At 68.7% G+C, this 22,142-nt stretch carries 13 protein-coding genes and 1 tRNA gene; 7 read left to right on the top strand and 7 right to left on the bottom strand.

Features of this window, described 5'->3' with window-relative positions; all coding sequences use genetic code 11:
• Positions 1–2: 2 nt before the first annotated feature.
• The 4 genes from SK571_RS26155 to SK571_RS26140 all read right to left on the bottom strand — a co-directional run bounded on the left by SK571_RS26155 (position 3) and on the right by SK571_RS26140 (position 11,635).
• Positions 3–4,946 carry an NAD-glutamate dehydrogenase gene (locus SK571_RS26155; protein ID WP_319986729.1) on the bottom strand — a complete coding sequence of 1,648 codons (4,944 nt, stop codon included), beginning with the start codon at positions 4,944–4,946 and terminating at the stop codon, positions 3–5.
• A 381-nt stretch (positions 4,947–5,327) separates the two neighbouring features.
• Positions 5,328–9,281: a hypothetical protein gene (locus SK571_RS26150; protein ID WP_319986728.1), complete on the bottom strand. Its 3,954-nt coding sequence runs from the start codon at positions 9,279–9,281 to the stop codon at positions 5,328–5,330.
• Between the two features lie 18 nt (positions 9,282–9,299).
• Complete coding sequence (ettA, locus tag SK571_RS26145; protein WP_319986727.1) at positions 9,300–10,976, bottom strand: energy-dependent translational throttle protein EttA; 1,677 nt, start codon at positions 10,974–10,976, stop codon at positions 9,300–9,302.
• A gap of 263 nt (positions 10,977–11,239) precedes the next feature.
• On the bottom strand, positions 11,240–11,635 hold the full coding sequence (locus tag SK571_RS26140; protein ID WP_319986726.1) for a single-stranded DNA-binding protein: 396 nt from the start codon (positions 11,633–11,635) through the stop codon (positions 11,240–11,242).
• 252 nt (positions 11,636–11,887) lie between these two features.
• Between SK571_RS26140 and SK571_RS26135 the strand changes: the two genes are divergently transcribed.
• Genes SK571_RS26135 through SK571_RS26125 form a run of 3 tightly spaced genes read left to right on the top strand, consistent with a single transcriptional unit; the run spans position 11,888 to position 14,222 of the window.
• A complete protein-coding gene (locus SK571_RS26135) occupies positions 11,888–12,499 on the top strand; it encodes a TetR/AcrR family transcriptional regulator (RefSeq protein WP_319986725.1) in 612 nt (203 codons plus the stop codon).
• Entirely contained in the window at positions 12,492–13,415 is a 924-nt protein-coding gene (locus SK571_RS26130; protein ID WP_319986724.1) for an ATP-binding cassette domain-containing protein, read from the top strand. Before SK571_RS26135 ends, SK571_RS26130 begins: the two co-directional genes overlap by 8 nt.
• 9 nt (positions 13,416–13,424) lie before the next feature.
• A complete protein-coding gene (locus tag SK571_RS26125) occupies positions 13,425–14,222 on the top strand; it encodes an ABC transporter permease (RefSeq protein WP_319986723.1) in 798 nt (265 codons plus the stop codon).
• On the opposite strand, the gene SK571_RS26120 is transcribed toward SK571_RS26125, so the two are convergent.
• Positions 14,219–16,150: a cytochrome c oxidase assembly protein gene (locus tag SK571_RS26120; protein WP_319986722.1), complete on the bottom strand. Its 1,932-nt coding sequence runs from the start codon at positions 16,148–16,150 to the stop codon at positions 14,219–14,221. The two genes, SK571_RS26125 and SK571_RS26120, sit on opposite strands and share 4 nt — an antisense overlap.
• A gap of 35 nt (positions 16,151–16,185) precedes the next feature.
• Here SK571_RS26120 and SK571_RS26115 point away from each other — a divergent pair, with 35 nt between their 5' ends.
• A complete protein-coding gene (locus tag SK571_RS26115) occupies positions 16,186–16,707 on the top strand; it encodes a hypothetical protein (protein WP_319986721.1) in 522 nt (173 codons plus the stop codon).
• Here SK571_RS26115 and SK571_RS26110 read toward each other — a convergent pair.
• The gene (locus SK571_RS26110) at positions 16,685–17,848 is read right to left on the bottom strand and encodes an MFS transporter (protein WP_319986720.1); all 1,164 of its coding nucleotides are present in this window, start codon (positions 17,846–17,848) and stop codon (positions 16,685–16,687) included. The two genes, SK571_RS26115 and SK571_RS26110, sit on opposite strands and share 23 nt — an antisense overlap.
• 72 nt (positions 17,849–17,920) lie before the next feature.
• Between SK571_RS26110 and SK571_RS26105 the strand changes: the two genes are divergently transcribed.
• The 3 genes from SK571_RS26105 to SK571_RS26095 all read left to right on the top strand — a co-directional run bounded on the left by SK571_RS26105 (position 17,921) and on the right by SK571_RS26095 (position 20,905).
• Entirely contained in the window at positions 17,921–19,000 is a 1,080-nt protein-coding gene (locus SK571_RS26105; RefSeq protein ID WP_319986719.1) for a LacI family DNA-binding transcriptional regulator, read from the top strand.
• 129 nt (positions 19,001–19,129) lie between these two features.
• A tRNA-Arg gene (locus SK571_RS26100) sits at positions 19,130–19,202 on the top strand.
• 128 nt (positions 19,203–19,330) lie between these two features.
• Positions 19,331–20,905, top strand: a complete 1,575-nt coding sequence (locus tag SK571_RS26095; RefSeq protein WP_319986718.1) for a tyrosine-type recombinase/integrase — start codon at positions 19,331–19,333, stop codon at positions 20,903–20,905.
• Position 20,906: 1 nt separating this feature from the next.
• Here the strand turns inward: SK571_RS26095 and SK571_RS26090 are convergent, their stop codons facing one another.
• Positions 20,907–22,064 carry a tetratricopeptide repeat protein gene (locus SK571_RS26090; protein WP_319986717.1) on the bottom strand — a complete coding sequence of 386 codons (1,158 nt, stop codon included), beginning with the start codon at positions 22,062–22,064 and terminating at the stop codon, positions 20,907–20,909.
• Positions 22,065–22,142 lie beyond the last annotated feature (78 nt).

Genomic DNA, 22,142 nt, shown 5'->3' with positions numbered 1-22,142 from the left:
TCTTACCTGACCATGCTCCGCACCTGGCGGGCGGCGACGGACAGGGTCGCGAGATCCAGCTGGTGGACCCGGTTGATCTCCTCCAGCGCGCCACGTGCGCGGACCAGGCGGGAAGCGTTGGCCTGCTCCCACTTGGAGATCTTCTCCATGGGCGTGTCGCCCTCGTCGCTCGCCCTCAGCACGTCGACGGAGATGGCCCGCAGCGACGAGTAGAAGTCGTCGCGGAGAGCCAGCCGCGCCAGGGCGTGCCAGCGGTTGCCGCGCTCCAGACTCGTCACCGAATCCAGCATGTGGTCGATGTCGAGGTGGTCGGACAGCGCGAAGTACAGCTCGGCGGTCTCCCGGTGCGTGCGCTCCGGGCCCGCTCCGCCGGTCGGGCCGAACTCGCGTTCGGCCAGTTCGGCGATCTCGGTGACGTCGAGCAGGCCGTACATGTAGAGCAGTGCGGCCACCTTGCGGGCCAGCTCGGCCGGGACGCCCTGTTCGACGTACCGGTCCGCCTTGCCCGCGACGACGTCCAGTTCCTTGCCCTGCAACAGTTCGAAGGCGAAGGGGCTGAGCTCCTCGACCACCCCGCGGAAGCGGTTGATGGTCGAGCCCACCGCGAGCGGCTGCGGGCGGTTGGACAGCAGCCAGCGGGACGCCCGGTCCAGCAGGCGGCGGGTCTCCAGGACCATGCTGTCCTGGACGTCCGTCGGCACCACGGTGTCCAGCGCCTCGATCTCGCGCCAGATCGACGGCAGGTCGAAGACCTGGGTGACCACGGCGTACGCGCGGACCGCGTCCGTCACGGACGCGCTCATCTCCTCGGCCAGGCGGAAGGCGAAGGAGATGCCGCCGCCGTCGACGACCTCGTTCACGACGACCGTCGTGATGATCTGCCGCGCCAGCGGGTGGTTCGGGATCGCGGCGCCGAAGCGTTCACGCAGCAGGCTCGGGAAGTAGTCCGGGAGCTTGCGGGTGAACGTGTCGATCGTCGGGATGTCGCTCGCCAGCAGCTCTTCCTTCAGCGTGAGCTTCGTGAACGCGAGCAGCGTGGCGAGCTCCGGCGACGTGAGGCCTTCGCCCTTCTTCTCCAGCGCCTTGAACTCCGTCGCGCTCGGCATCGCCTCCAGCTTGCGGTTGAGCGCGCCGCGCGCCTCCAGGTCGGCCGTGAGGCGCGCGTGCACCGACAACATCGGGGCCGCGTGCGCCCGGCTGACGCCGAGGACGTTGTTCTGCGAGTAGTTGTCCGCCAGCACGAGGTCGCTGACCTCGTCGGTCATCTCGGCGAGGACCTCGTTGCGCTGCAACTGCTCCAGCGACCCCTCCCGGACCAGTTGGTCCAGCAGGATCTTGATGTTGACCTCGTGGTCGGAGCAGTCGACACCGGCGGAGTTGTCGAGCGCGTCGGTGTTGACCTTGCCGCCGGCACGCGCGAACTCGATGCGGCCGCGCTGGGTCAGACCCAGGTTGCCGCCCTCACCGATGACCTTGACGCGCAGCTCGTCGCCGTTGACGCGGATCGAGTCGTTCGCCTTGTCGCCGACGTCGCCGTGCGACTCGGTCGACGCCTTGACGTACGTGCCGATGCCGCCGTTCCACAGCAGGTCGACCGGCGCGAGCAGGATCGCCTTCTTGAGCTCCGGCGGGGACAGCTTCACGACGCCCTCGTCGAGCCCGAGCGCGACGCGGGCCTGCTCGGAGATCGGGATCGACTTGGCGGTGAGCGGGAAGATGCCGCCGCCCTCGCTGATCAGCGAGCGGTCGTAGTCGTCCCACGACGAGCGCGGCACGTTGAACAGGCGCACGCGCTCGGCGAACGACGTGGCCGCGACCGGGTTCGGGTCGATGAAGATGTGCCGGTGGTCGAACGCGGCCACGAGCCTGATGTGCTCCGAGAGCATCATGCCGTTGCCGAACACGTCACCGGACATGTCGCCGATGCCGACGACGGTGAACTCCTCGGTCTGCGTGTCCACGCCGAGCTCGCGGAACGAGCGCTTCACGCTCTCCCACGCGCCCTTGGCCGTGATGCCCATGGCCTTGTGGTCGTAGCCGATCGAGCCACCGGAGGCGAACGCGTCGCCCAGCCAGAAGCCGTAGCTCTGGCTCACTCCGTTCGCGATGTCGGAGAACGTCGCGGTGCCCTTGTCCGCGGCGACGACCAGGTACGTGTCGTCGGCGTCGTAGCGCACGACCTGCGGCGCGGGCACGACCTCGTTGTTGATCAGGTTGTCGGTGAGGTCGAGCAGGCCCGAGATGAACATCTTGTAGCAGGCGATGCCCTCGGCCATGAAGTTCTCGCGGTCGATTCCGGGGTCGCCGGTGGGGGCGATCGGCTTCTTGACGACGAAGCCGCCCTTCGCGCCGACCGGCACGATCACGGCGTTCTTCACGGCCTGCGCCTTGACCAGGCCGAGCACCTCCGTGCGGAAGTCCTCGCGGCGGTCGGACCAGCGCAGACCACCGCGCGCGACGCTGCCGAAGCGCAGGTGCACGCCCTCGACCCGCGGCGAGTACACGAAGATCTCGAACTTCGGCCGCGGCTGCGGCAGGTCCGGAATGGCCTGCGGGTCGAGCTTGACCGACAGGTACGGCCGCGCGTTGCCGTCCGCGTCGCGGAAGAAGTAGTTCGTCCGCAGCGTGGCGTTGATCAGCGTGAGCAGGTTGCGCAGGATCCGGTCCGCGTCGAGGCTCGTGACGTCGTCGATCAACTTGCCGGTCTCGACGACCATCGTCTCGGTGCGGTCGGCGCGCGTGGCGTCGTCGAGCCGCGGGTCGAACCGGGCCTCGAACAACGCGACCAGTGCGATGGCCACGCTGGTGTGGCCGAGCACGGCGTCCTCGATGTAGTCCTGCGAGTACGGCGTGCCCGCCTGCCGCAGGTACTTCGCGTACGCGCGCAGCATCGCGGCCTGCTGCCAGGTGAGCCCGGCCTGCAGCACCAGCGAGTTGAACCGGTCGACCTCGGCCTCACCGCGCCAGACGGCGGCGAACGCGTCCTGGAACCGCACGCGCACGTGGTCGAGGTCGGCCTCGGACAGCTGGGCGAGCGCGGCCTTGTCGATGCGCAGGCCGAAGTCGTAGATCCAGCACTGCACGCCGTCTTCGCGGGCGATCTCGTACGGCCGCTCGTCGACCACGATGACGCCCATGCGCTGCAGCATCGGCAGCACGTCCGACAGGGTGATGCCCTCGCCGGTCACGAAGAGCTTGAAGCGCCGCTCCCCCGCCTCGGCGTTCTCGGGCACGTAGAAGACCATGTCGAGGTCGCCCTCGACGAGGGCCTCGATGCGCCGGTAGTCCTCAAGGCCCGTGGCGGCGGAGAAGTCCTCCTTGTAGGCCTCGGGGAAGACCGTGGCGAACCGCTGGCCCTGCTCCGTGGCCGACTCGGCGCCGAGCTCGCCGTTGTCACCGACGACGGCCTCGACCATGCGGTCGTCCCAGCTGCGCACGGCCTCGGCGAGCTTGGCCTGGATCGCGTGGACGTCCGGCTCCAGCGTGCGAGCGGGGTCCGTGTGCACCATGAAGTGCACGCGGGCGAGCGCGGACTCGCCGATGCGCGCGCTGTACTCGAGGTTCAGGCCACCGAGCTCAGCGAGCAGCACCTCCTGCATCGCGAGACGGCTCGTCGTCGTGTAGCGGTCGCGCGGCAGGTAGACCAGGCACGAGAAGAAGCGGCCGAACGGGTCGCGGCGCAGGAACAGCCGCAGCCGGCGGCGTTCCGCGAGCGCGATGACACCCGTCGTCACCTGGTAGAGCGTCTCGGCGTCCACCGAGAACAGCTCGGTGCGCGGGTAGTTCTGGATGACCTCGAGCATCCGCTGGCCGGAGTACGACTGCAGCGGGAAGCCCGCGCGGTGGATCACGTCGCGCACGCGGCGCTCGATCACCGGGATGTCGAGCACGTTCTCGTGCAGCGCGGTGGTGCTGAAGATGCCCAGGAAGCGGTGCTCGCCGGAGACGTTGCCCTCGGCGTCGAACGTCTTCACGCCCACGTAGTAGGGGTAGACGCTGCGGTGCACGCTGCTCTGCGCACTCGCCTGCGTCAGCACCAGCAGGTCCGGGCTGAGCGCCTGCGCGCCGTTGTCCGGCCCGGCGGTGAGGCTGCGCGCGGCGAGGCTGTCCTGGCGCAGCACGCCGAGACCGCTCGCGAGCACGGCCCGCAGCGCCGGTTCGCCGTCCTCGTGCACCAGCTCGTACTGCCGGTAGCCCATGAACGTGAAGTGCCCGTCCGCGAGCCACCTGAGCAGCTTCGATCCGTCCTCGGTGGCCTCGGACGACTCCTTCTCCAGCTCCTCGGCCAGCTGCAGCGCCGTGGCGGCCATGCGATCGGTGTCCTCGACGACCTCGCGGACGTCGGTCAGCACCGACAGCAGCCGCGTCTCGAGCTCGCGGGCACGATCGGGGTCGGTGATGAGGTCGACCTCGATGTTCATCCAAGACTCGGCCAGCGCGTCGGCGGGCGGATCGGCCGGATCGGCGGTCGGCAGCACCTCGGTGCGCTCACCGGTGACCGGGTCACGCCGCACGACGACGATCGGGTGCACGACGCGCTGCACCTGCACGCCACCCCGCGTGAGCTCGGACGCGACCGAGTCGACGAGATAGGGCATGTCGTCGGTGACGACCTGGACCACGGTGACGGGACACTGCCACCCGTCGTTCGCGCGGGTCGGGTTCAGGATGCGCACCGCGGCGCGTCCGGGAACACGGCTCTCGGCGAGCTGGTAGTTCGACCGCACCGCTCCGACCAGGTCCACCGGGTCGTCGTCGTTGACTTCCTCGGCGGGCACGTGCCGGTAGAAGAGGCGGATCAGATCAGCGAGTTCGGGGGCATTGGCGGCGGCCCGTTCGATCAGCTCGTCACGGACCTGCTCAGGACTGGCCGTTGGACTGCCATCACCCGCGGCGGTGGCCGCGGAGACGTCGTCGGTTCGGGTCGGGGCTCCAGTCGAGGTCATCTTCAGGCGACTCCACGCTATCCGGCACCTCTGTGTGCCGGGTCCGACCCCACCCTAGATGGGGTGGCGGCCGTCACCGGCAACGGGAGGGGCACTGACGGACCACTGAATCGAGGGCTGAATCGAGTCACATCATCAGTGGCGACAAGGCTTTCCGCACCGTGGACGCGACCGGACGCCGGCGAACTCCGCCGGCCCCGACACCCGGTCGGTCCACAGCTTTCATCCGATCATGGGCCCAACGGCATCGTGACCACCGCCGAACCGCAGGACATCACCAGCCCGCCCACCACTGGTCGCCGTGCGGCCGCTCTCGCGACTCCTCGCCCGGCGCCCGGCAGGAGAGGTTGGGCAAGGCTTGAGGTGTGGTGCTGACCACCCTCACGCCCCCGGCAACGTCCAGCCGGGAGGCCCGTCCGCCCGGAACGGACGAATAGGACCGGTGGTCTCGCTGTCCGACGGCACGGGAGCGATCGGCCCGGTCTTCTCCTGCGCGGACTCCGGCACCGGCTTCGCGGGGAAGTAGGACTCCTGGCTCACCGGCTGCGCGGGCGGCTGCTGCGAACCGAAGGACTGGCTTGCCCGGAACAGCGGGTCCGCACCGGGCGGGGATTCCGCTGCGGAGTCCTGCTGGGTCCCGAAACGCCGGCCCGAGCCGAACGCCGAGTCCGACGGAGCCGCTGCCTCCGAATCCCGCTGCGCGCCGAAGGACAGACCCGAACGAAACAACGCCTCCGAACTCGACGGAGTGTCCGCCGCCGAATCCTGCTGCGCGCCGAAACGCTGACCCGAGCCGAACACCGCATCCGACGAGGCCGGCGGCTCAGCAGCCGAGTCTTGCGGGCCGAACGGCCGACCTGAGCCGAACAACGCGTCCAGCGACGACGCGGCCTCCGCCGAGTCCTGCTGCACGCCGAACGATCGGCCCGAACCGAACACCGCGTCCGACGAGTCCTGTTGGGAGCCACCGGGCTGACTTGGCTGGGAGAAGGCGTCCGAGCTGGCCGTGGCTTCTGCCGGCCCCGAGCCGGTCTGGAGATCGGTGGCCGCGCTGAACGACTCCTCAGGCCGCGACGCCGGGTCCGCGTCGGCGGGCGGCTCGGTTTCGGTGGGGCGGGCCTGCTGGTCTGCCGTCGTGGCGTCCGGTCCGGGTGGCGCGGCCGACCAGTCCGGGGCGCTCAGGTCCGGGACTTCGAGCAGTTCCTCGTCGGAGCGACGGCCCGTCTCGTAGGCGACCAGTGCTTCGGCCAGCAGGTCGGCGAGGCTCAGGTCGCTCGGCCTGCGGCGGCTGCTGGGGCGGCCCGTCCGGTCGGTGGACTCGCTCGTCGTGGTGCCGCGCGCGGCGTCGCCTGCCGGGTCAGGCTCGCCGACCGCGCGGAAACGCTTCTCCGTCGGCGCGTCGGGGTCAGGCGAGACCGGCCCGCCCGGCTGCTCGGCCAGGGCAGCCGGATCGGCGCTGTGGCCCGGCTCGGTGCTGTGACCCGGCTCGGTGCTGTGCGCCGGCTGGGAACCGAAGCCCGGCGGGGAGCCGAAGGACTGGGTGCCGAAGGTGGTCTGCGTGCCGAAGCTGGTCTGGGAGCCGAACGCCGGCTGGGCCTGGTCCGGCTGCGACTGCACGCGCACCGGGGTCGTGGGGACGTCCGAAGGGTCGTCGTCCACGTCCGCCGAGCTCAGGAACGTCGTCGACAACAGGTCCCGTTCCGGAGCCGGCGGGATCTCGGCCGGGACCGGCACGGACGGGATCGGGTCCGAGATCGGCGGGAGCGGCTTGTGCTCGGGTTCCGGTTCCTCGTCCGGGGCTTCCGCCGGGGCAGGAGGGACGGGGATGGAGGCGACGAGCTTCGGCTTCGAGGTGCTGAAGTCGAGACCGCTGAAGTCCAGGTCGGGGAGCTTGCGCTCGTCCGGGTCCGCCGCGGCGGGAAAACCCCCGGCCGGGGTGTTCAGCGGGTACGCCGGTTCGTCGACGTGAGGACCGAAGTCCGGGGCCGCGGGCGGACGGGAGAACGCTGCGGCGAGCCCTGAATGGCCTGGGCTGTCCGGGGAGGCCGGGTCGCCGTAGTAGCCGGGACGGGCCGAGATGCCGGAGTCCTCGAAGTAGTTCTGCGCCGCTTCTGCGGCGGGGCTGTCCCGGCGCAGGCCCGACGGAGGTTCCACACGCCACGACGGGGTCTTGGACTCGGGCTCGGCGTCACGGGCGCGACGACGGCCGCCTGCTCGCAGGCCCTTGGCCTTGAGCATGTCCAGCACGCTCTCCGACTGCGATCCGGACGCCTCGTCACGCGCGGCGGCCTCCGCACGAGCCGCTTCCTCGCGGGCGGCGGCTTCCTTGGCGGCCTCCTCGCGTTCGACGGCCTGGCGGGCGACCTCCTGGTGCGCCGCTTCCTGCCGGGCGACGTCACGGCGGACCGCTTCCTGGCGCGCTGCCTCGCGCCGGGCCTCCTCCTGGCGCACGGCTTCCTGACGCGCGGCTTCCTGCCTGGCCAGTTCCTGACGCGCTGCCTCCTGGCGGGCGGCTTCCAGCCGGGCAGCCTCCTGGCGCGCCTCCTCCTGGCGCGCCGCTTCCTGCCGGGCGGCCTCCTGGCGAGCGGCCTCTTCACGGGCCGCTTCCTGGCGAGCGGCTTCCTCGGCGGCCTGGGCCTCGCGTTCGGCCTGGGCGCGCTGTTCGGCGCGGGCCTGGCGTTCCGCCTCGATCTGGCGGCGGGCCTCGCGCTGCAGCTCCATGAGTTGCTGCTCGACCTTGCGCTTGCGTTCCTGCTCGGCGCTGAGCGCAGGCTGCTCCTGCTGCGGCTCTGGATCCGGAAGTGCTGGTGTGATGGGAATTTCGGCGATGGTGGTCGGCCGGTCGTCGTCGATCTCGCCGGCGGCCACGCGGGCGGCGCGGCGGCGGCCGCTCACCATCGCGCCCGCGGACGCGATCAGGCCGGAGGCGGGGACGGTGCGGTCGGAGGAAGACGATGAGGATGACGGCAGGGGTGCGGGTGGCGGTTCCACGGCTTCCGGGGTCTTGTCATCGGGCTCGCCGAACGGCTGGACCATGCGCCACCGGTCGGCGGCGTGTTGTCTGGCCGCGGACAAACCTTCCACGGTCATGTCTTCGGCAGCGCGCCGGACGCGCTTGACCTTCAGCCCGTCGCCCTTGCGGACCTGGACCGGGCGCCACTGCCGGAGTTGTTGCTTCAGCGCGGCGGACAGCACGCCGTCGGTGACCACCTGCATGCCCTCGACGGGACGGAGCACGCTCGCCAGTTGCTGGTGCAGATCGGCGGGCTGGCGGTGGACGCCGGAGAACTCGGCGGCGAGCCGGGCGCGCACCGCGTAGACCGCGCGCGCACGGCGGCGTTCGGCGGCGTGGGCGGAGCGCAGGTTCGTCAGCGCGTCGGCCAGTTCACCGGACACCTCGTGCACGTGGGCCAGCGCGAGCAGGCTTTCGGCCAGCAACGTGTCGAGCTGGTGGCGTTCGGCGCTCGTCGCAGCCTCGCGCAGCATCTCGCGGGCTAGCGCGGCCCTGCCGGCGGGCAGGTGCACGCGCGTGGCCAGCGCCAGGCGCAACCACCCCACCGCGGACGCCGACGGCGCACGCACCGGGCGGTCGAGCATCGGCACGCCGACCTCACTCGCGTCGAGCAGCCGGTTCGCGTCCATCAGCGAGAGCACCAGCTCCAGCGTGAGCCGGCCGGCGGCCTGGCCGCTGTCCGCGCACGGATCGGAGAACCTGCTCAGCAGGTCGAGGCCTTCGCGGGCGGCACCGATGGCGGCGGCGAGATCGCCCCACCGCCGGTGCTGCGCGGCCTGCACCGCGCGGATCAGGCCGCGCAGCAGCAGACGGGTGTCGTCGTCGAGCGTCGTGTCGGCGACGTAGAGCTGGTCCGCCTCGGCGAGGGCCCGCGTGGGCTCGTCGCCTCGACCGACCGTGACGAGGCATTCGCTGGCCTGCACCAGCGCGGACGCCCGCAGTTCCGCGGGCACGTCCGGCGCTTCGAGCACCGGCGTGACCGCGGCGAACCCCGTCAGCGGGGCTCCCACGGACCGCGCACACGCCGCGAGTTCGACCCTCAGCAGCCACGCGGTCTCGTACTCACCGGCGGCCTCGGCCGCCTTCAGGGCGTCGATCGCCCTGTCGGCGACGCGGACGCCGCGGCCCATGCGGTTGCCCGCGAAGACCACCAGCGATTCCGCACGCAGGCGGTCGGCTTCGTCGCGGCGGGTGGAGGCGAGCGCAACCGCGCGCTCGCCCAGCACCAGAGCGAGCTCGGGTGCTCGCCAACGCAGCATCCAGGCGGGCACGACCAGCGTGCTCACCTCGACGTTCGCCTGCGTCTCGCCCCTCGCCGCCACGACGTCGCCGTTGCCCTCTCAGTCCCGTGTCAGCTTGCGGTACGTGACACGGTGCGGCCTGGCGGCGTCCGCACCCAGGCGCTCGAGCTTGTTCTTCTCGTAGCCCTCGAAGTTGCCCTCGAACCAGTACCACTTCGACGGGTCCTCGTCCGTGCCCTCCCACGCGAGGATGTGGGTGGCGACGCGGTCGAGGAACCACCGGTCGTGGGAGATGACCACGGCGCAGCCGGGGAACTGCTCGAGAGCGTTCTCCAGCGAGCCGAGGGTCTCGACGTCCAGGTCGTTCGTCGGCTCGTCCAGCAGGATCAGGTTGCCGCCGAGCTTGAGCGTGAGCGCGAGGTTGAGGCGGTTGCGCTCACCACCGGACAGCACGCCCGCGGGCTTCTGCTGGTCCGGGCCCTTGAAACCGAACGCGCTGACGTACGCGCGAGACGGCATCTCGACGTTGCCGACGTGGATGTAGTCGAGTCCGCCGGACACGACCTCCCACACGTTCTTCTTCGGGTCGATGCCGCCGCGGTTCTGGTCGACGTAGGACAGCAGGACCGTCTCGCCGACCTTGACCGCGCCGGCGTCCGGCTTCTCGAGACCGACGATGGTCTTGAACAGCGTCGTCTTGCCGACGCCGTTCGGACCGATGACGCCCACGATGCCGTTGCGCGGCAACGTGAACGACAGACCGTCGATCAGGACCCTGTCGCCGAAGCCCTTCTTGAGCTTGTCGACCTCGACCACGACGTTGCCCAGACGCGGGCCCGGCGGGATCTGGATCTCCTCGAAGTCGAGCTTGCGGGTCTTCTCCGCCTCGGCCGCCATCTCCTCGTAGCGGTCCAGACGCGCCTTCGACTTGGCCTGGCGGGCCTTGGCGCCGGAGCGCACCCACTCCAGCTCGTCCTTGAGACGCTTCTGCAGCTTCTGGTCCTTCTTGCCCGAGATCGCGAGACGCTCGGCCTTCTTCTCCAGGTACGTGGAGTAGTTGCCCTCGTAGGGATGGGTCTTGCCGCGGTCGATCTCGAGGATCCACTCGGCCAGGTTGTCCAGGAAGTACCTGTCGTGGGTCACGGCGAGCACGGCGCCGGTGTACTGCGCGAGGTGCTGCTCCAGCCACAGGACGCTCTCCGCGTCCAGGTGGTTGGTGGGCTCGTCGAGCAGCAGCAGGTCGGGCTTGCTCAGCAGCAGCTTGCACAGCGCGACACGGCGGCGCTCACCACCGGAGAGCTTGGTGACGTCGGCGTCGGGCGGCGGGCAGCGCAGGGCGTCCATCGCCTGGTCGAGCTGCGAGTCGATGTCCCACGCGTTGGCGTGGTCGAGCTCCTCCTGGAGCTTGCCCATCTCCTCCATCAGCTCGTCGGAGTAGTCGGTCGCCATCAGCTCGGCGATCTCGTTGAAGCGGTCCAGCTTCACCTTGATCTCGCCCAGGCCCTCCTGGACGTTGCCGAGGACGGTCTTCTCCTCGTTGAGCGGCGGCTCCTGCTGCAGGATGCCCACCGTGTAGCCGGGGGCCAGGTAGGCCTCACCGTTGCCAGGTGTGTCCAGCCCCGCCATGATCTTGAGCACGCTCGACTTGCCGGCGCCGTTGGGACCGACCACACCGATCTTCGCGCCGGGGTAGAACATGATCGTGACGTCATCGAGGATGACCTTGTCACCGTGCGCCTTGCGCACCTTTTTCATGGTGTAGATGAACTCGGCCATGGCGGCGATCGTAGAGCGGTGCCCAGAGGCCCCTGACCTCGGTCGCCGACAAGCAGGCGCTCACGTCCGGATCGAGCGTCACGCGACTCGGTGACCAGCCCGTTCCGTTCGAACGTGAACGACTCTCGGCGATCGGTCCTCGGCAGCCCCGATCTACGAGCTTCCCTCCTTCTTCGTGGATCTCGGTACGTGCATTCTTCTCCGGCGATGCCGCCGGTTCGGGCGGGTTCTGAGAAGTCCGGGACCGGGTTGCCCCGAACGGCTCAGAACGGAACGGGTTCCTCGGCGAGATCTTCGGCGGCCCGCGGTTCAACGAGCGGGGCGGAGCCCAGTGACTGCACTCGGCTCAAGTCCAGCCCGACGTGCGACGCGTCGAGGCCGAACGCCTGCCGCTTCACGTCGTCCTTCTCGTAATGACGGATCCGCAGCTTGCCCTGGACGATCACGGGGTCGCCCTTGGACAGCGTGGTCTTCACGCTGTCGGCGAGCTTGCGCCAGCACGACACACCGAGCCACAACGACTCGCCGTCCTCCCAGTCACCGTTCGCCGTGTTGTACCGGCGCTCGGTCGAGTTGACGCGGAAGAACGCGTTCGTCTTGCCGTCCTCGCCGTGCTTGTACGTGATGTCGCTGACGACAGTGCCAACAACGGTGATCACGGTGGAATTCCAGGACATCGGGCTTGCCTCCAGGTCGCGGGGTTCTGGTCCAGGTTGCTCCGGAGGCGGGCGGCCGGGGTGGGGTGGCAGCGGATCTGTGGACAACTCGCGGGGTGTGGACAGGTCGAGATCTTGAACGGCCTCGAACCACGGAATTGTCGGGGCCACGTGCTAGTGCGCCGCTGGAGCGAGACGAGTGAGTGAGCGCCCACTCATTGACATGAGTGAGTACTCACTCATACAGTTGCGGACGTGTCAGAGGAACCACGCCGCCGCCGCGCCCCCGCGATGAGCCCGGAAGATCGCCGTGAAGCGATCGTCCAGGCCACGCTGCCGCTCGTCGTGAAGGCCGGCGCGAACGTCACCACCAGCCAGATCGCCGCCGCGGCCGGAATCGCGGAAGGCACGGTGTTCCGCGTCTTCAAGGACAAGGCGGAGCTGCTCGACGCCTGCATCCAACGTGCGCTGCACTCCGACGAAGAGGTCGCACGGCTCGAAGCGATCCCGGTGGACGTGCCGCTCGAAGAGCGGCTCACCGCAGGAGTCGCGGCGTTCAGCGGCTACCTCGACCGCATGTGGGGTGTCATCGGCGCGCTGCGCGAGTCCGGCTACCAGCCGCGCGACGAGGACCACAAGAAGCACAAGGGACCGCCGATCGGCATGCAGCAGCTGTCCGACGCCATCGCCGGCCTCTTCGGCGACGCGGAACTGCGCGTCAGCCCCGACCTCGCCGGACGGATGCTGCTCGGCGCCGTCTTCACGAACCGCATGGGCTCGGGCTTCGGCCAGACCGCCGCCGAACCCGCCGCCATCGTGGAGCTGTTCCTGCACGGAGCACTCAAATCAGGGGGAACAGATGTCTGAGCTCATGATCGAAGCCCATGAGGTGAGCAAGAGGTTCGGCGACGTGAACGCGCTCGACGGCGTGAGCGTCACCGCGAAGAAGGGCTCCGTTCTCGGCCTCCTCGGCCACAACGGAGCCGGCAAGACCACGCTGGTCAACCTCCTCACCACGATGCTGCCCCCGTCCAGCGGCACCGCGAGGGTCGCGGGGTTCGACGTCGTGAAGCAGAGCCACGAGGTCCGCAGCCGCATCGGCCTGACCGGCCAGTTCGCCGCCGTCGACGAGCAGCTCAGCGGCCACGACAACCTCGTCCTGATCGCCCGCCTGCTCGGCGCCGGCCGCAAGCAGGCCCACTCGCGCGCGGACGACCTGCTGGAGCAGTTCGACCTCACCGACGCCGCCAAGCGCAACGCCAAGACCTACTCCGGCGGCATGCGCCGCCGCCTCGACCTGGCCGCGTCCCTGGTCGGCAACCCCGACGTGCTGTTCCTGGACGAGCCGACCACCGGCCTCGACCCGGCCAGCCGCCTCGCGATGTGGGAGATCGTCGAGAAGCTCGTCGCGGACGGCACGACCGTGCTGCTCACGACCCAGTACCTGGACGAGGCCGACCGCCTGGCCGACTCGATCACCGTGCTGTCGCACGGGAAGGTCGTCGCGTCCGGCACCTCGGCCGAGCTGAAGGCCCAGGTCGGCCAGCGCACGGTCACCGTCACGCTCGACTCGGTGTCCGAAGTGGACGTCGCGCTGAAGGCCGTCAACGCCGTGGGGCTCCACCCCGTCGCGGAAGGCCTCACGCTCACGACCCCCGTCAGCGCGTCACGCGACCTTGCGACAGTCGTGCGCGCGTTGGACGACAACGGCTTGGAGGCGCACGAAATCGGCCTCAAGGAGCCAACTCTGGACGACGTCTACCTCACTCTCGCCGCGAACTAGGGGGAAATCATGGCGACCTTGACCTGGCACGGCAGCAGCTATCCGACACAAGTTCTCGTACTGACTGGCCGTTCTCTGCGCGCATTGCTGCGCACGCCCGCTCTCGTCTTCTTCAGCATCCTGCAGCCGTTGATCATGCTGACGCTGTTCAGCCAGATCTTCGGCAGCATCACGTCCACGGCGAACTTCCCGCCTGGCATGAGTTACATCAACTACCTGCTGCCCGCGATCCTCGTGAACACCGCGATGCAGTCCTCTCTTGCATCCGGCATCGGGCTCGTGCAGGACATGTCGAACGGTGTGCTCGCACGGTTCCGTTCGCTGCCCATCCGCCCGAGCACGGTTCTGTTGGCGCGCAACCTGTCCGACGCCGTCCGCACGGCGTTCCAGCTGGTGCTGATGATCGCGTTCGGCGTCCTGGTGTTCGGGTTCCGTCCGGACGGCGGCACGCTCGGCACCCTCGCCGCGCTGGGCCTGGCGCTGGTCGTCGGCTGGGCGCTGAGCTGGGTGTTCATCGCGATCGCCGCGTGGGTGCGCAAGGCTGAACTGATGCAGACCGTCGGCTTCCTGGCGATGTTCCCGCTGATGTTCGCGTCCAGCGCGTTCGTGCCGGTCAGCGGTCTGCCGGGCTGGCTGCAGGCGGTCGCGAAGGTCAACCCGCTGACGTACGCCGTCGACGCCGCCCGCAGCCTTGCGCTCGCCCACCCCGTCACGGGTGTGGCCGGCGCGCTGGTCACGAGCGGCGTGATCGCGGCGATCGGTGCGTTCTTCGCGGTCCGCGGCTTCCGCCGCCCGCTCTCGGTCTAGTCCTTGCCCGCCATCTTGCGCAGCATCGCGTTGTAGGCCTCGAGGTCGGCTCCACCATCGGAGTCGGCCTTGCGGTCGTACCGCTTCGCGTCACGACCGTCCTGCCGCGCCCACTGCGTGAGCAGGGCGACCATGACCACCAGCAACGGGATCTCCCCCGCAGCCCACGCGATGCCGCCACCGAGCCGCTGGTCCTCCAGCAGGTTCTGCACCCACGGCAACGCGAGACCCCGGTAGAACTGCTCGCCGATGACGTTCGCGGAGCTCATCAGCACGACACCGAAGAACGCGTGGAACGGGATCGACGCGAACAGCAGCCCCAACCGGCCGAGCGGCGGCAGCTTGTTCGGTGACGGGTCCACGCCGATCACGGGCCAGTAGAAGACGTAGCCCGCGAGGATGAAGTGCGCGTTCATCGCGAGGTGCGCCCAGTGGAACGGCAGCGCGGCCTCGAAGAGCCCCGAGAAGTACAGGGCGTAGAAGGAACCGACGAACAAGGCCAGCGCCACGAAGGGGTTCGTCAGCAGCCGTGCGACCGGTGAGTGCACGAAGGCCAGCACCCACTCTCGCGGTCCCGGAACCTCCTTGTTGACCGGCAACGCGCGCAACGCCAGCGTGACCGGACCACCCAGGACGAACAGGATCGGCGTCAGCATGGACAGCACCATGTGCGCTTCCATGTGCACGCTGAACATCGCGGGCGAGTACCGGCCCATGCCCGACGACGTCGCGAACAGCAGCGAGAAACACCCGCACAGCCACGCGACGGTGCGGCCCACCGGCCACTTGTCGCCGCGCTTGGTCAGCCTGCGCACGCCCAGGACGTAGAGCAGGGCGAGAGCCAGCGCCGCGGTGCCGAAGACCAGGTCGAAGCGCCAGTCGAACAGGATGGCCGCGAGCGTCGGAGGTCCGTCGAGGTCGTAGCCGATCGCGATCTCCGTGCGGCTGGGCAGTTCGGTGCTGCCGCCGGGAGGAGGCGTGCGGGCCAGCGCCACGGCCAGGCCGATGGTGAACATCATCAGCAGGACTTCGAGGCCGGCGAGCTTGAGCAACGCGTGCGGCTTGCCGTCGACGACGCCCTTCACACCGCGTTCGCGCTGGAAGTAGCCGAACACGCCGAGCAGCAGCAGGCACGCCAGTTTGCCGAGCGTCAGCCAGCCGTAGGTGGACGTCACGAGGTCGGCCGGTGTGATGCGCACCAGCGCGTTCACGACACCCGAGACGGCCATCACGATCCAGCAGACCAGCGCGATCTTCGAGAACCTCGTCGCGGCGAGGGGAAGGTGCGCGCCGCCACGCCTGCCGTGCGCGAGCAACGCGATCAAGCCGCCCACCCACAGCACCGCGGCGACGAGGTGGAACAGCAGGCTGTTCGTCGCCATGTCGTGCGAGCCGCCGGACGACGAGTGCCCCGTGACCGCGACCGGGACCAACGCGAAGATGGCGCCGAACAGCAGGACCGTCGTCCATCCCCACGACAGCACCAGGCGGCAGCCCAGTGCGAGCAACGCCACGATGATCGCCGTCAGGAGCCACGCCTTCGACTGCTCCAGCAACATCGCCGTCGCGATCATCTGGCTGAAGCTGAACGAGCTCACCGGACGGTCGATCGCGGCCGCTGTGGTGAACGGCACTGACAGCAGGGCGCCCACGAGCCACACGAGCGCGAACCACCCAGCGGTGCGCATCGCGGCGTAGCCGTCTGCTGCGAGAGTGCCGGACTTCTGCGGTGGCACGAGGAACGCCGCCAGCAACAACGAGCCGATGGTCACCACCGCACCCGTCTCGGTCAGCACCCGCACGATCTGCACCCCGGTTGGAGGGTTGCTCTCGAACGAGCTCAGCGCGACGGCCGCGAGGGCCGCCACTGCGAAGCCGATGGCGACGAGGGGCACCAAACCCGTTCTGGTGGAGCGTTCGATTGCCACGCCCCGGAGCCTACGACCCTCTAGTGTTGCGCCGTGTGAGACGTTCTCTCCTTCTCCTGCTCGTGCTGCTTCCACTGACCGGTTGCGCGTACTCCATCCAGGGCGAACCCATCGCGGCACCACTTCCGCCGCTCGCCATCGCCACGCCGCGCAAGACCGCCGGCGTCGACCCGTGCGCCCTGGTGACGGAGAAGGACCTCAAGCCCCTCGGCACGCTCAAGTTCAAGCCCGTGCCGCGCACGGAGCTGGCGAACTCGTGCCTCTTCACGCTCAACGAGGGCCCGTACGTGCTGGTGGCGGTCCCCTACCGGTCGTTCGACGAGTCGAAGAAGTCGCAGGAGACGGGCCGCGAGGTCGAGACCTCCAAGCACGCGACCTGGCTCAACTGCACAAAGCCGGCGGACAAGGACACGGTCTGCACCGCGACCATCGCCGTGACGCGCAACGAGTCGTTGATGGTCGCCATCGGCATGAGCGGCGACGCCACCGAGGACAAGGCCGCCAAGGCACTCGAACCGCTCAGGGTGGAAGCGCTCAAACGGATGCCGCCTGCCTAGCCGCTCGCCTGGCCAGCAGGGTCGTCGGGATGATCAGCGCCGTGACGAGCGCCACGAACCCGAGCGAGACCACGAGAGAGCTGACGTGCGCGAGCCCGCCCACGATCGGTGGCCCCGCGAGGAACCCCGTGTAGGCGATCGTCGTCACCAGCCCGAGCTCACGCTCGCCACCGCTGCCGTCCGCACGTTTGCCGGTCTCGCTCGCGAGGTCCATGACCACCGGGAACGAGAACGCGAGCCCCAGTCCGGCCAGGCCGAACCCGACGTAGCCGGCCACCGGGAACGGGACGACCACCGCGAGCGCCAGCCCCGTCGCGGCCAGGCCCCCGCCCGCGGCGAGCAGGCGGTGCGGCCCCAGGCGGCGTTGAATCGGTTCGCCGAACCACCGTGAGAGCGCCATCGTGACGGAGAAGCCCGCATAGGCGTATGCGCCCGCCGCGTCACCCATTCCACGCTCACGCACCATGAACAACGCCGACCAGTCCGCCGCCGCCCCCTCCGCGATGGCACTGCACAGCGCGACGCTCGCCAACAGCCAGAGGACAGGGCTCTTGAGCACGTTCGCGCGTTCGGTTACTTCTTCCCTATGACGCTCCCCTACTCCTCCGGGGATGCTCTTCGCGATAAGCGCAGTCACCAGTACGCCGACGAACGCCGCCAGGAGGAAGTGCTTCATGGGCGTCCAGTGCGCCTGAGCGGCGGCGGCGCTGCCCAACGAGCCGATGAGCCCGCCCACGCTGAAGCCCGCGTGGAACTGCGGCATCAGTGGCCGTTGCATGGCGCGGACGACGACGACCGCAGCGACGTTCATCGACACGTCCATCGCCGCGACACTTGCTCCCAGCGCGACGAGCGTCAGTCCGAACTGCAGCGGTGACTGCGACAACGCGAGCACGGGCAGAAGCAGCGGACTGAGGAGGCTGCTCGCTATCAGAACCCCACGCGACCCGTGGACCGCGCAGATCCGTGCCGCCAACGGCGCCGTGAACGCCAGCCCGGCACTCGCCCCGAGCAACGCCAGGCCGAGGCTGCCAACCTCCGCGCCGATTTGTTCGGCGAGCGCGGGCACGCGGGAGGCCCAGGTGCCGAAGACAGCGCCGTTCAAGAGGAACACGACGAACGTGGCCAGGCGTGGAGACATGAGCTCCAGCATGACTGAAGCGCTTCAGCAGCGCCAGCGATGGGGGTGCGATCTCTCGCATACGATGCGTCCGTGGACTCCGACCGCCGACGCAGGCCGACGCTGGACACCGTCGCCGCAGCCGTCGGGGTCTCCAGGGCAACGGTGTCGAACGCGTACAACAGGCCTGATCAGCTGTCGTCGACGTTGCGAGAACGCATCCTCGAAACGGCACGTTCCCTCGGCTACGCGGGCCCAGACCCCGTAGCCCGCTCACTCGCGACCCGTTCGTCCGCCGCCGTGGGCTTCATGCTGCCGCAGGGCCTGTCCGGCGCGTTCTCGGACCCGGCGCTGTCGATCGTGCTCGACGGCCTGGCCTCCACCGTCGACGGCCACGACCACAGCCTCGTGCTGATGCCAGGCGACGCCACGGGCGGTCCGCGCCCATCGATCGTGGCGCGCGCGCAGGCAGACGTGATGGTCGCCTACTCACTACCCGACTCCGCCCCGGCCTTCGACGCCGTCGCCGCCCGCGGCCTGCCGCTCGTGGTGATCGACCAGCCGGCACTGCCGGGCTCGGCGCGGGTGGAGGTGCAGGACTACACCGGCACCTGCGCAGCCGCGGCACACCTGCTGGCGCTGGGACACTTGCGCTTCGGCATCCTGACGTTCGCCCTGCACCCGGACGGAGTATCCGGCCCGGTCTCGCACGAGCGCCGTTCGGACGTGCCGTTCCGAGTGAGCAGAGACCGCCTGGGCGGCTACCTCGACACTTTGGAAAAAGGCGGGGTGAAACCGGACAATGTTCCGGTGTGGGAGGCGCGCGGCAGTGATCGCGAACTCGGACGTCTCGGCGCGCGGTGGCTACTCACCCGCACGCCGCGCCCGAGCGCTTTGCTGTGCGCGTCGGACCAACTGGCCTTCGGCGCCCTCCAAGCGGCCCGCGACCTGACGTTGACCGTCCCAGGAGACATTTCGGTCGTCGGCTTCGACGACGTCCCCGAAGCGGCCTACAGCGACCCACCGCTGACTACCGTGCGTCAACCCCTGGCCGACAAGGGCCGCCGAGCCGGCGAGCTGGCGCTGAAATTACTGGCCGGCGGAAGACCGCCACGGCCAACGAGACTCGACGTTTCCCTCGTGGAGAGAGCCTCAACGGCCCCACGAACGTGATCCGTGTCACGTTTAGACAGTTTTCGTCACCCGTTTGGACGTAGGGACGAAACAGTCGATCGACTTCGGACGATGTGTCCGGTGGGGGCACCGGTGGCCACGCTTCGTGGCCACTTTCGCACCCCTCCAGCCTCTGTAGCTCAGTGGAGAGAGCGAGGGACTTCTAATCCCGAGGTCGCAGGTTCGAATCCTGCCAGGGGCACTGGAACGAGATAAGGCCGCTGACCTGCTAGAATAGGTCAGCGGCCTTCTTCTTTGATCAAGCTCAGAGTTGATCTCTGACGGCTTCGTGGTGCGGCGCATGGTGCGAACTGTCGCTACGGTCGCACCATGACCGGTCGGAAGGCAGGCCCCAAGGCCCGGCAGCGCGGCAGGATCGAGGAGCTGCCGAGCGGCTCCCTGCGCGTGGTCGTCTACGCGGGCCAGGACGCGCTCACGGGCAAGCGGAACTATCGCCACGAGGTCATCCCCGGCAACTCGCAGGAGTCGTGGAATGAGGCCGAGAGGGCCAAGACGCGCATCCTCAACGAGATCGATGAGCAGCGTGCACCCAAGACCAAAGCCACCGTTGACGTCCTGCTGACCCGCTACCTGGACAACCTGGACGTCGATGTCAGCACGATGAACGGATACGTCCGCAAGAACCGGCTCCACATCAGCCCACTCCTGGGCAAGCTTCAGGTCGGCAAGCTAAGCGGCGAGACCTTCGATTCGTTCTACAAGGTCCTGCGGACCTGCCGCTTGCACTGCGGCGGTAAGGGCAAATTCATCGAGCATCGAACCAAGGCTCAGCACGAGTGCGACGAACGATGCAAGCCGCACGTGTGCACAGGCTTGGCCAAGTCGACCATCCGGCAGATCCACTTCATTCTCAGCGGCGCGCTCCAGGCCGCGAAGCGGTGGAAGTGGATCACCGTGAATCCGCTCGAACAGTCGAAGCCGCCAAGTCCACCCAAGCCGAAGCCGAGCCCGCCGAACGCCGAAGCAGCAGCCGCGCTCATCAACGAGGCGTTCCGCGATCTCGACTGGGGCATGTTCGTCTGGTTGTCGATGGTCACCGGCGCTCGCCGGGGCGAACTGTGCGCGTTGAAGTTCGATGACCTCGACCTGGACACCGGAATTCTCACCGTCGCCCGCAGCATCGGCCAAGAAGGCGGCGAGACGTGGGAGAAGGACACCAAGGACCACCAACAGCGCCGAATCGCGCTGGACGAGGAAACCCTCGTCCTCTTCCGCGCCTACAAGCTGATCTGCGAGGAGAAGGCGCAGGAGTTCGGAGTGAAGCTGGTCCTCGGGTCTCGGATCTTCTCGAACTCCCCAGACCACAGCACGTACCTCAAGCCCGACTCCGTGACCCAGCGATACGGCCGGATGTGCGCCCGTCTCGGACTGGAAACGCACCTGCACGAGCTTCGCCACTACTCGGCGACCGAACTGATTGCCAGCGGCGTGGACGTCCGCACAGTGGCGGGCCGACTGGGCCACAGCGGAGGCGGCACCACCACGTTGCGCGTCTACGCCGCGTGGTTCTCAGAAGCCGACCAGCGGGCCGCAACCAGCCTTGGCGGCCGAATGCCAGCAGCTCCCGTTTCCATCGGCCAAGACGGCACCGCAACCACCAAAATCGAGCCCAAGCTGAGCGGCCCGTACCAAAAAATCGCGGCTGACCTTCGCGGCGCGATCACCTGCGGAGCGCTCGCACCCGGCACGCCCCTTCCACCGGTTGTCGAGCTGGCCAATCGCTACGGCGTTGCCCCTGCGACTGCTCACCGTGCGATCGCCGAACTAAGCGCGAGCGGCCTCGTGCGCGTCAGTCGCGGCAAACGCGCCGTCGTGCTCGCACCGGATGAAGAACCTGATGTGGCCGACGTCGTGAGCATCAAGCGCAAGCGGAAGGCCGAGTGACCTAGCCAACCAGCGCAGCAAGCCGTTTCTGCTGCCGCTGTGAACCAACCTGAGCCGCGAGCAGTCGCGCACGTTCAACGTGTGCGGCTGCTTCGTCGTTCGCGCCGTTCGCGGTGAGTACCTGAACGAGGTCCACTCGAAGCGTCGTCTCCGCACGAGCGAAAGTCGGATCGAGACGTGCCAAGACGTCCGAAAGCACCTCGATTGCGTCCAGATCTCCGAGTCGAGCGAGCGCGTTCCCCCGCCACCGCGCAAGGTGCGTCGAATCAAACACCAGGTAGGGCGTCTCCGATCCGTCAACCTGCGCCGGCATCGCCCGCAACGCGTCATCGAAGGCGATCAGGCAGTGCGCACGATTACCGCTCGCTGCACACGCTTCGCCATAGCCCGCAGACAGCCATGAATAGAGCAGGCGCGGCACCCGACCACGGGCAAGTTCGAGCGCGTGCTGCGTCAACTCCACAGCGGCATCCGCTTCACCGATGTCGAGCAGAACCACGGCCTGCCCGGCACACGCGTACGCCTCAAGCTCGACCGACCGGGCTTCTCGCGCGGCTGTCTTCGCGGTGTCGTATCGGTTCCAGGAATCGTTGACCAATCCCTGGTCGAGCGACTGCCACCCGGCAAGCGCAGCTGCATCTACCAAGAGTTCGGCCAACGCTGCACGAATCGGTTGATCGAGCACGTCTCGAAGTGCGCGCTCCATGTGATCGATCTGCGCGCACAACTCGCCACTCAAGGCGGATGCACCCAACTTCCGATCTATGACCCGCGTGATGTCGAGCTTCTGCCGCATCAACCCGACGGTGTCCATATCGAGGGCACGACCGGCCGCGAACCTCGCGCGCAAGGCGAGTTCATCTTCCGTGGCAGTGTGAGAGACCTGTTCGACCGACTCCAGCAGACGTTCGATCGGCACACCCAACATCTCTTCAAGAAGGCGCCCGGTCGTGGCCGTGACGGGTCCCAGGCCGCGACCGTCATCCCGTTTGCCAGATGCCAGGCGGCGCACGTGTCGAGGGCTGATCGTGCCTTTCAGACCGTGGTCGCGCGCAAACACCTCGGCAGCCTCGCTGAACTCTTCAGCGGTCTGCCGGCGCTGTCGCAGCAGCTCGCCGAACAGCGTGTGTGCCCGTTCCTGTCCGCCTGCCGAGCCCATCGGTCGACCTCTCATGCGCCAATGTCAGCTTTGCTTAGTTCAGGTCCAATCATGGCACCCCAGGTCAATACCAGGTCA

The sequence above is a fragment of the Lentzea kristufekii genome, from assembly GCF_033949925.1.
GTDB lineage: Bacteria > Actinomycetota > Actinomycetes > Mycobacteriales > Pseudonocardiaceae > Lentzea > Lentzea kristufekii.
Note: the sequence above shows the minus strand (reverse complement) of the source record. Positions and strands in the feature narration are given on the sequence as shown.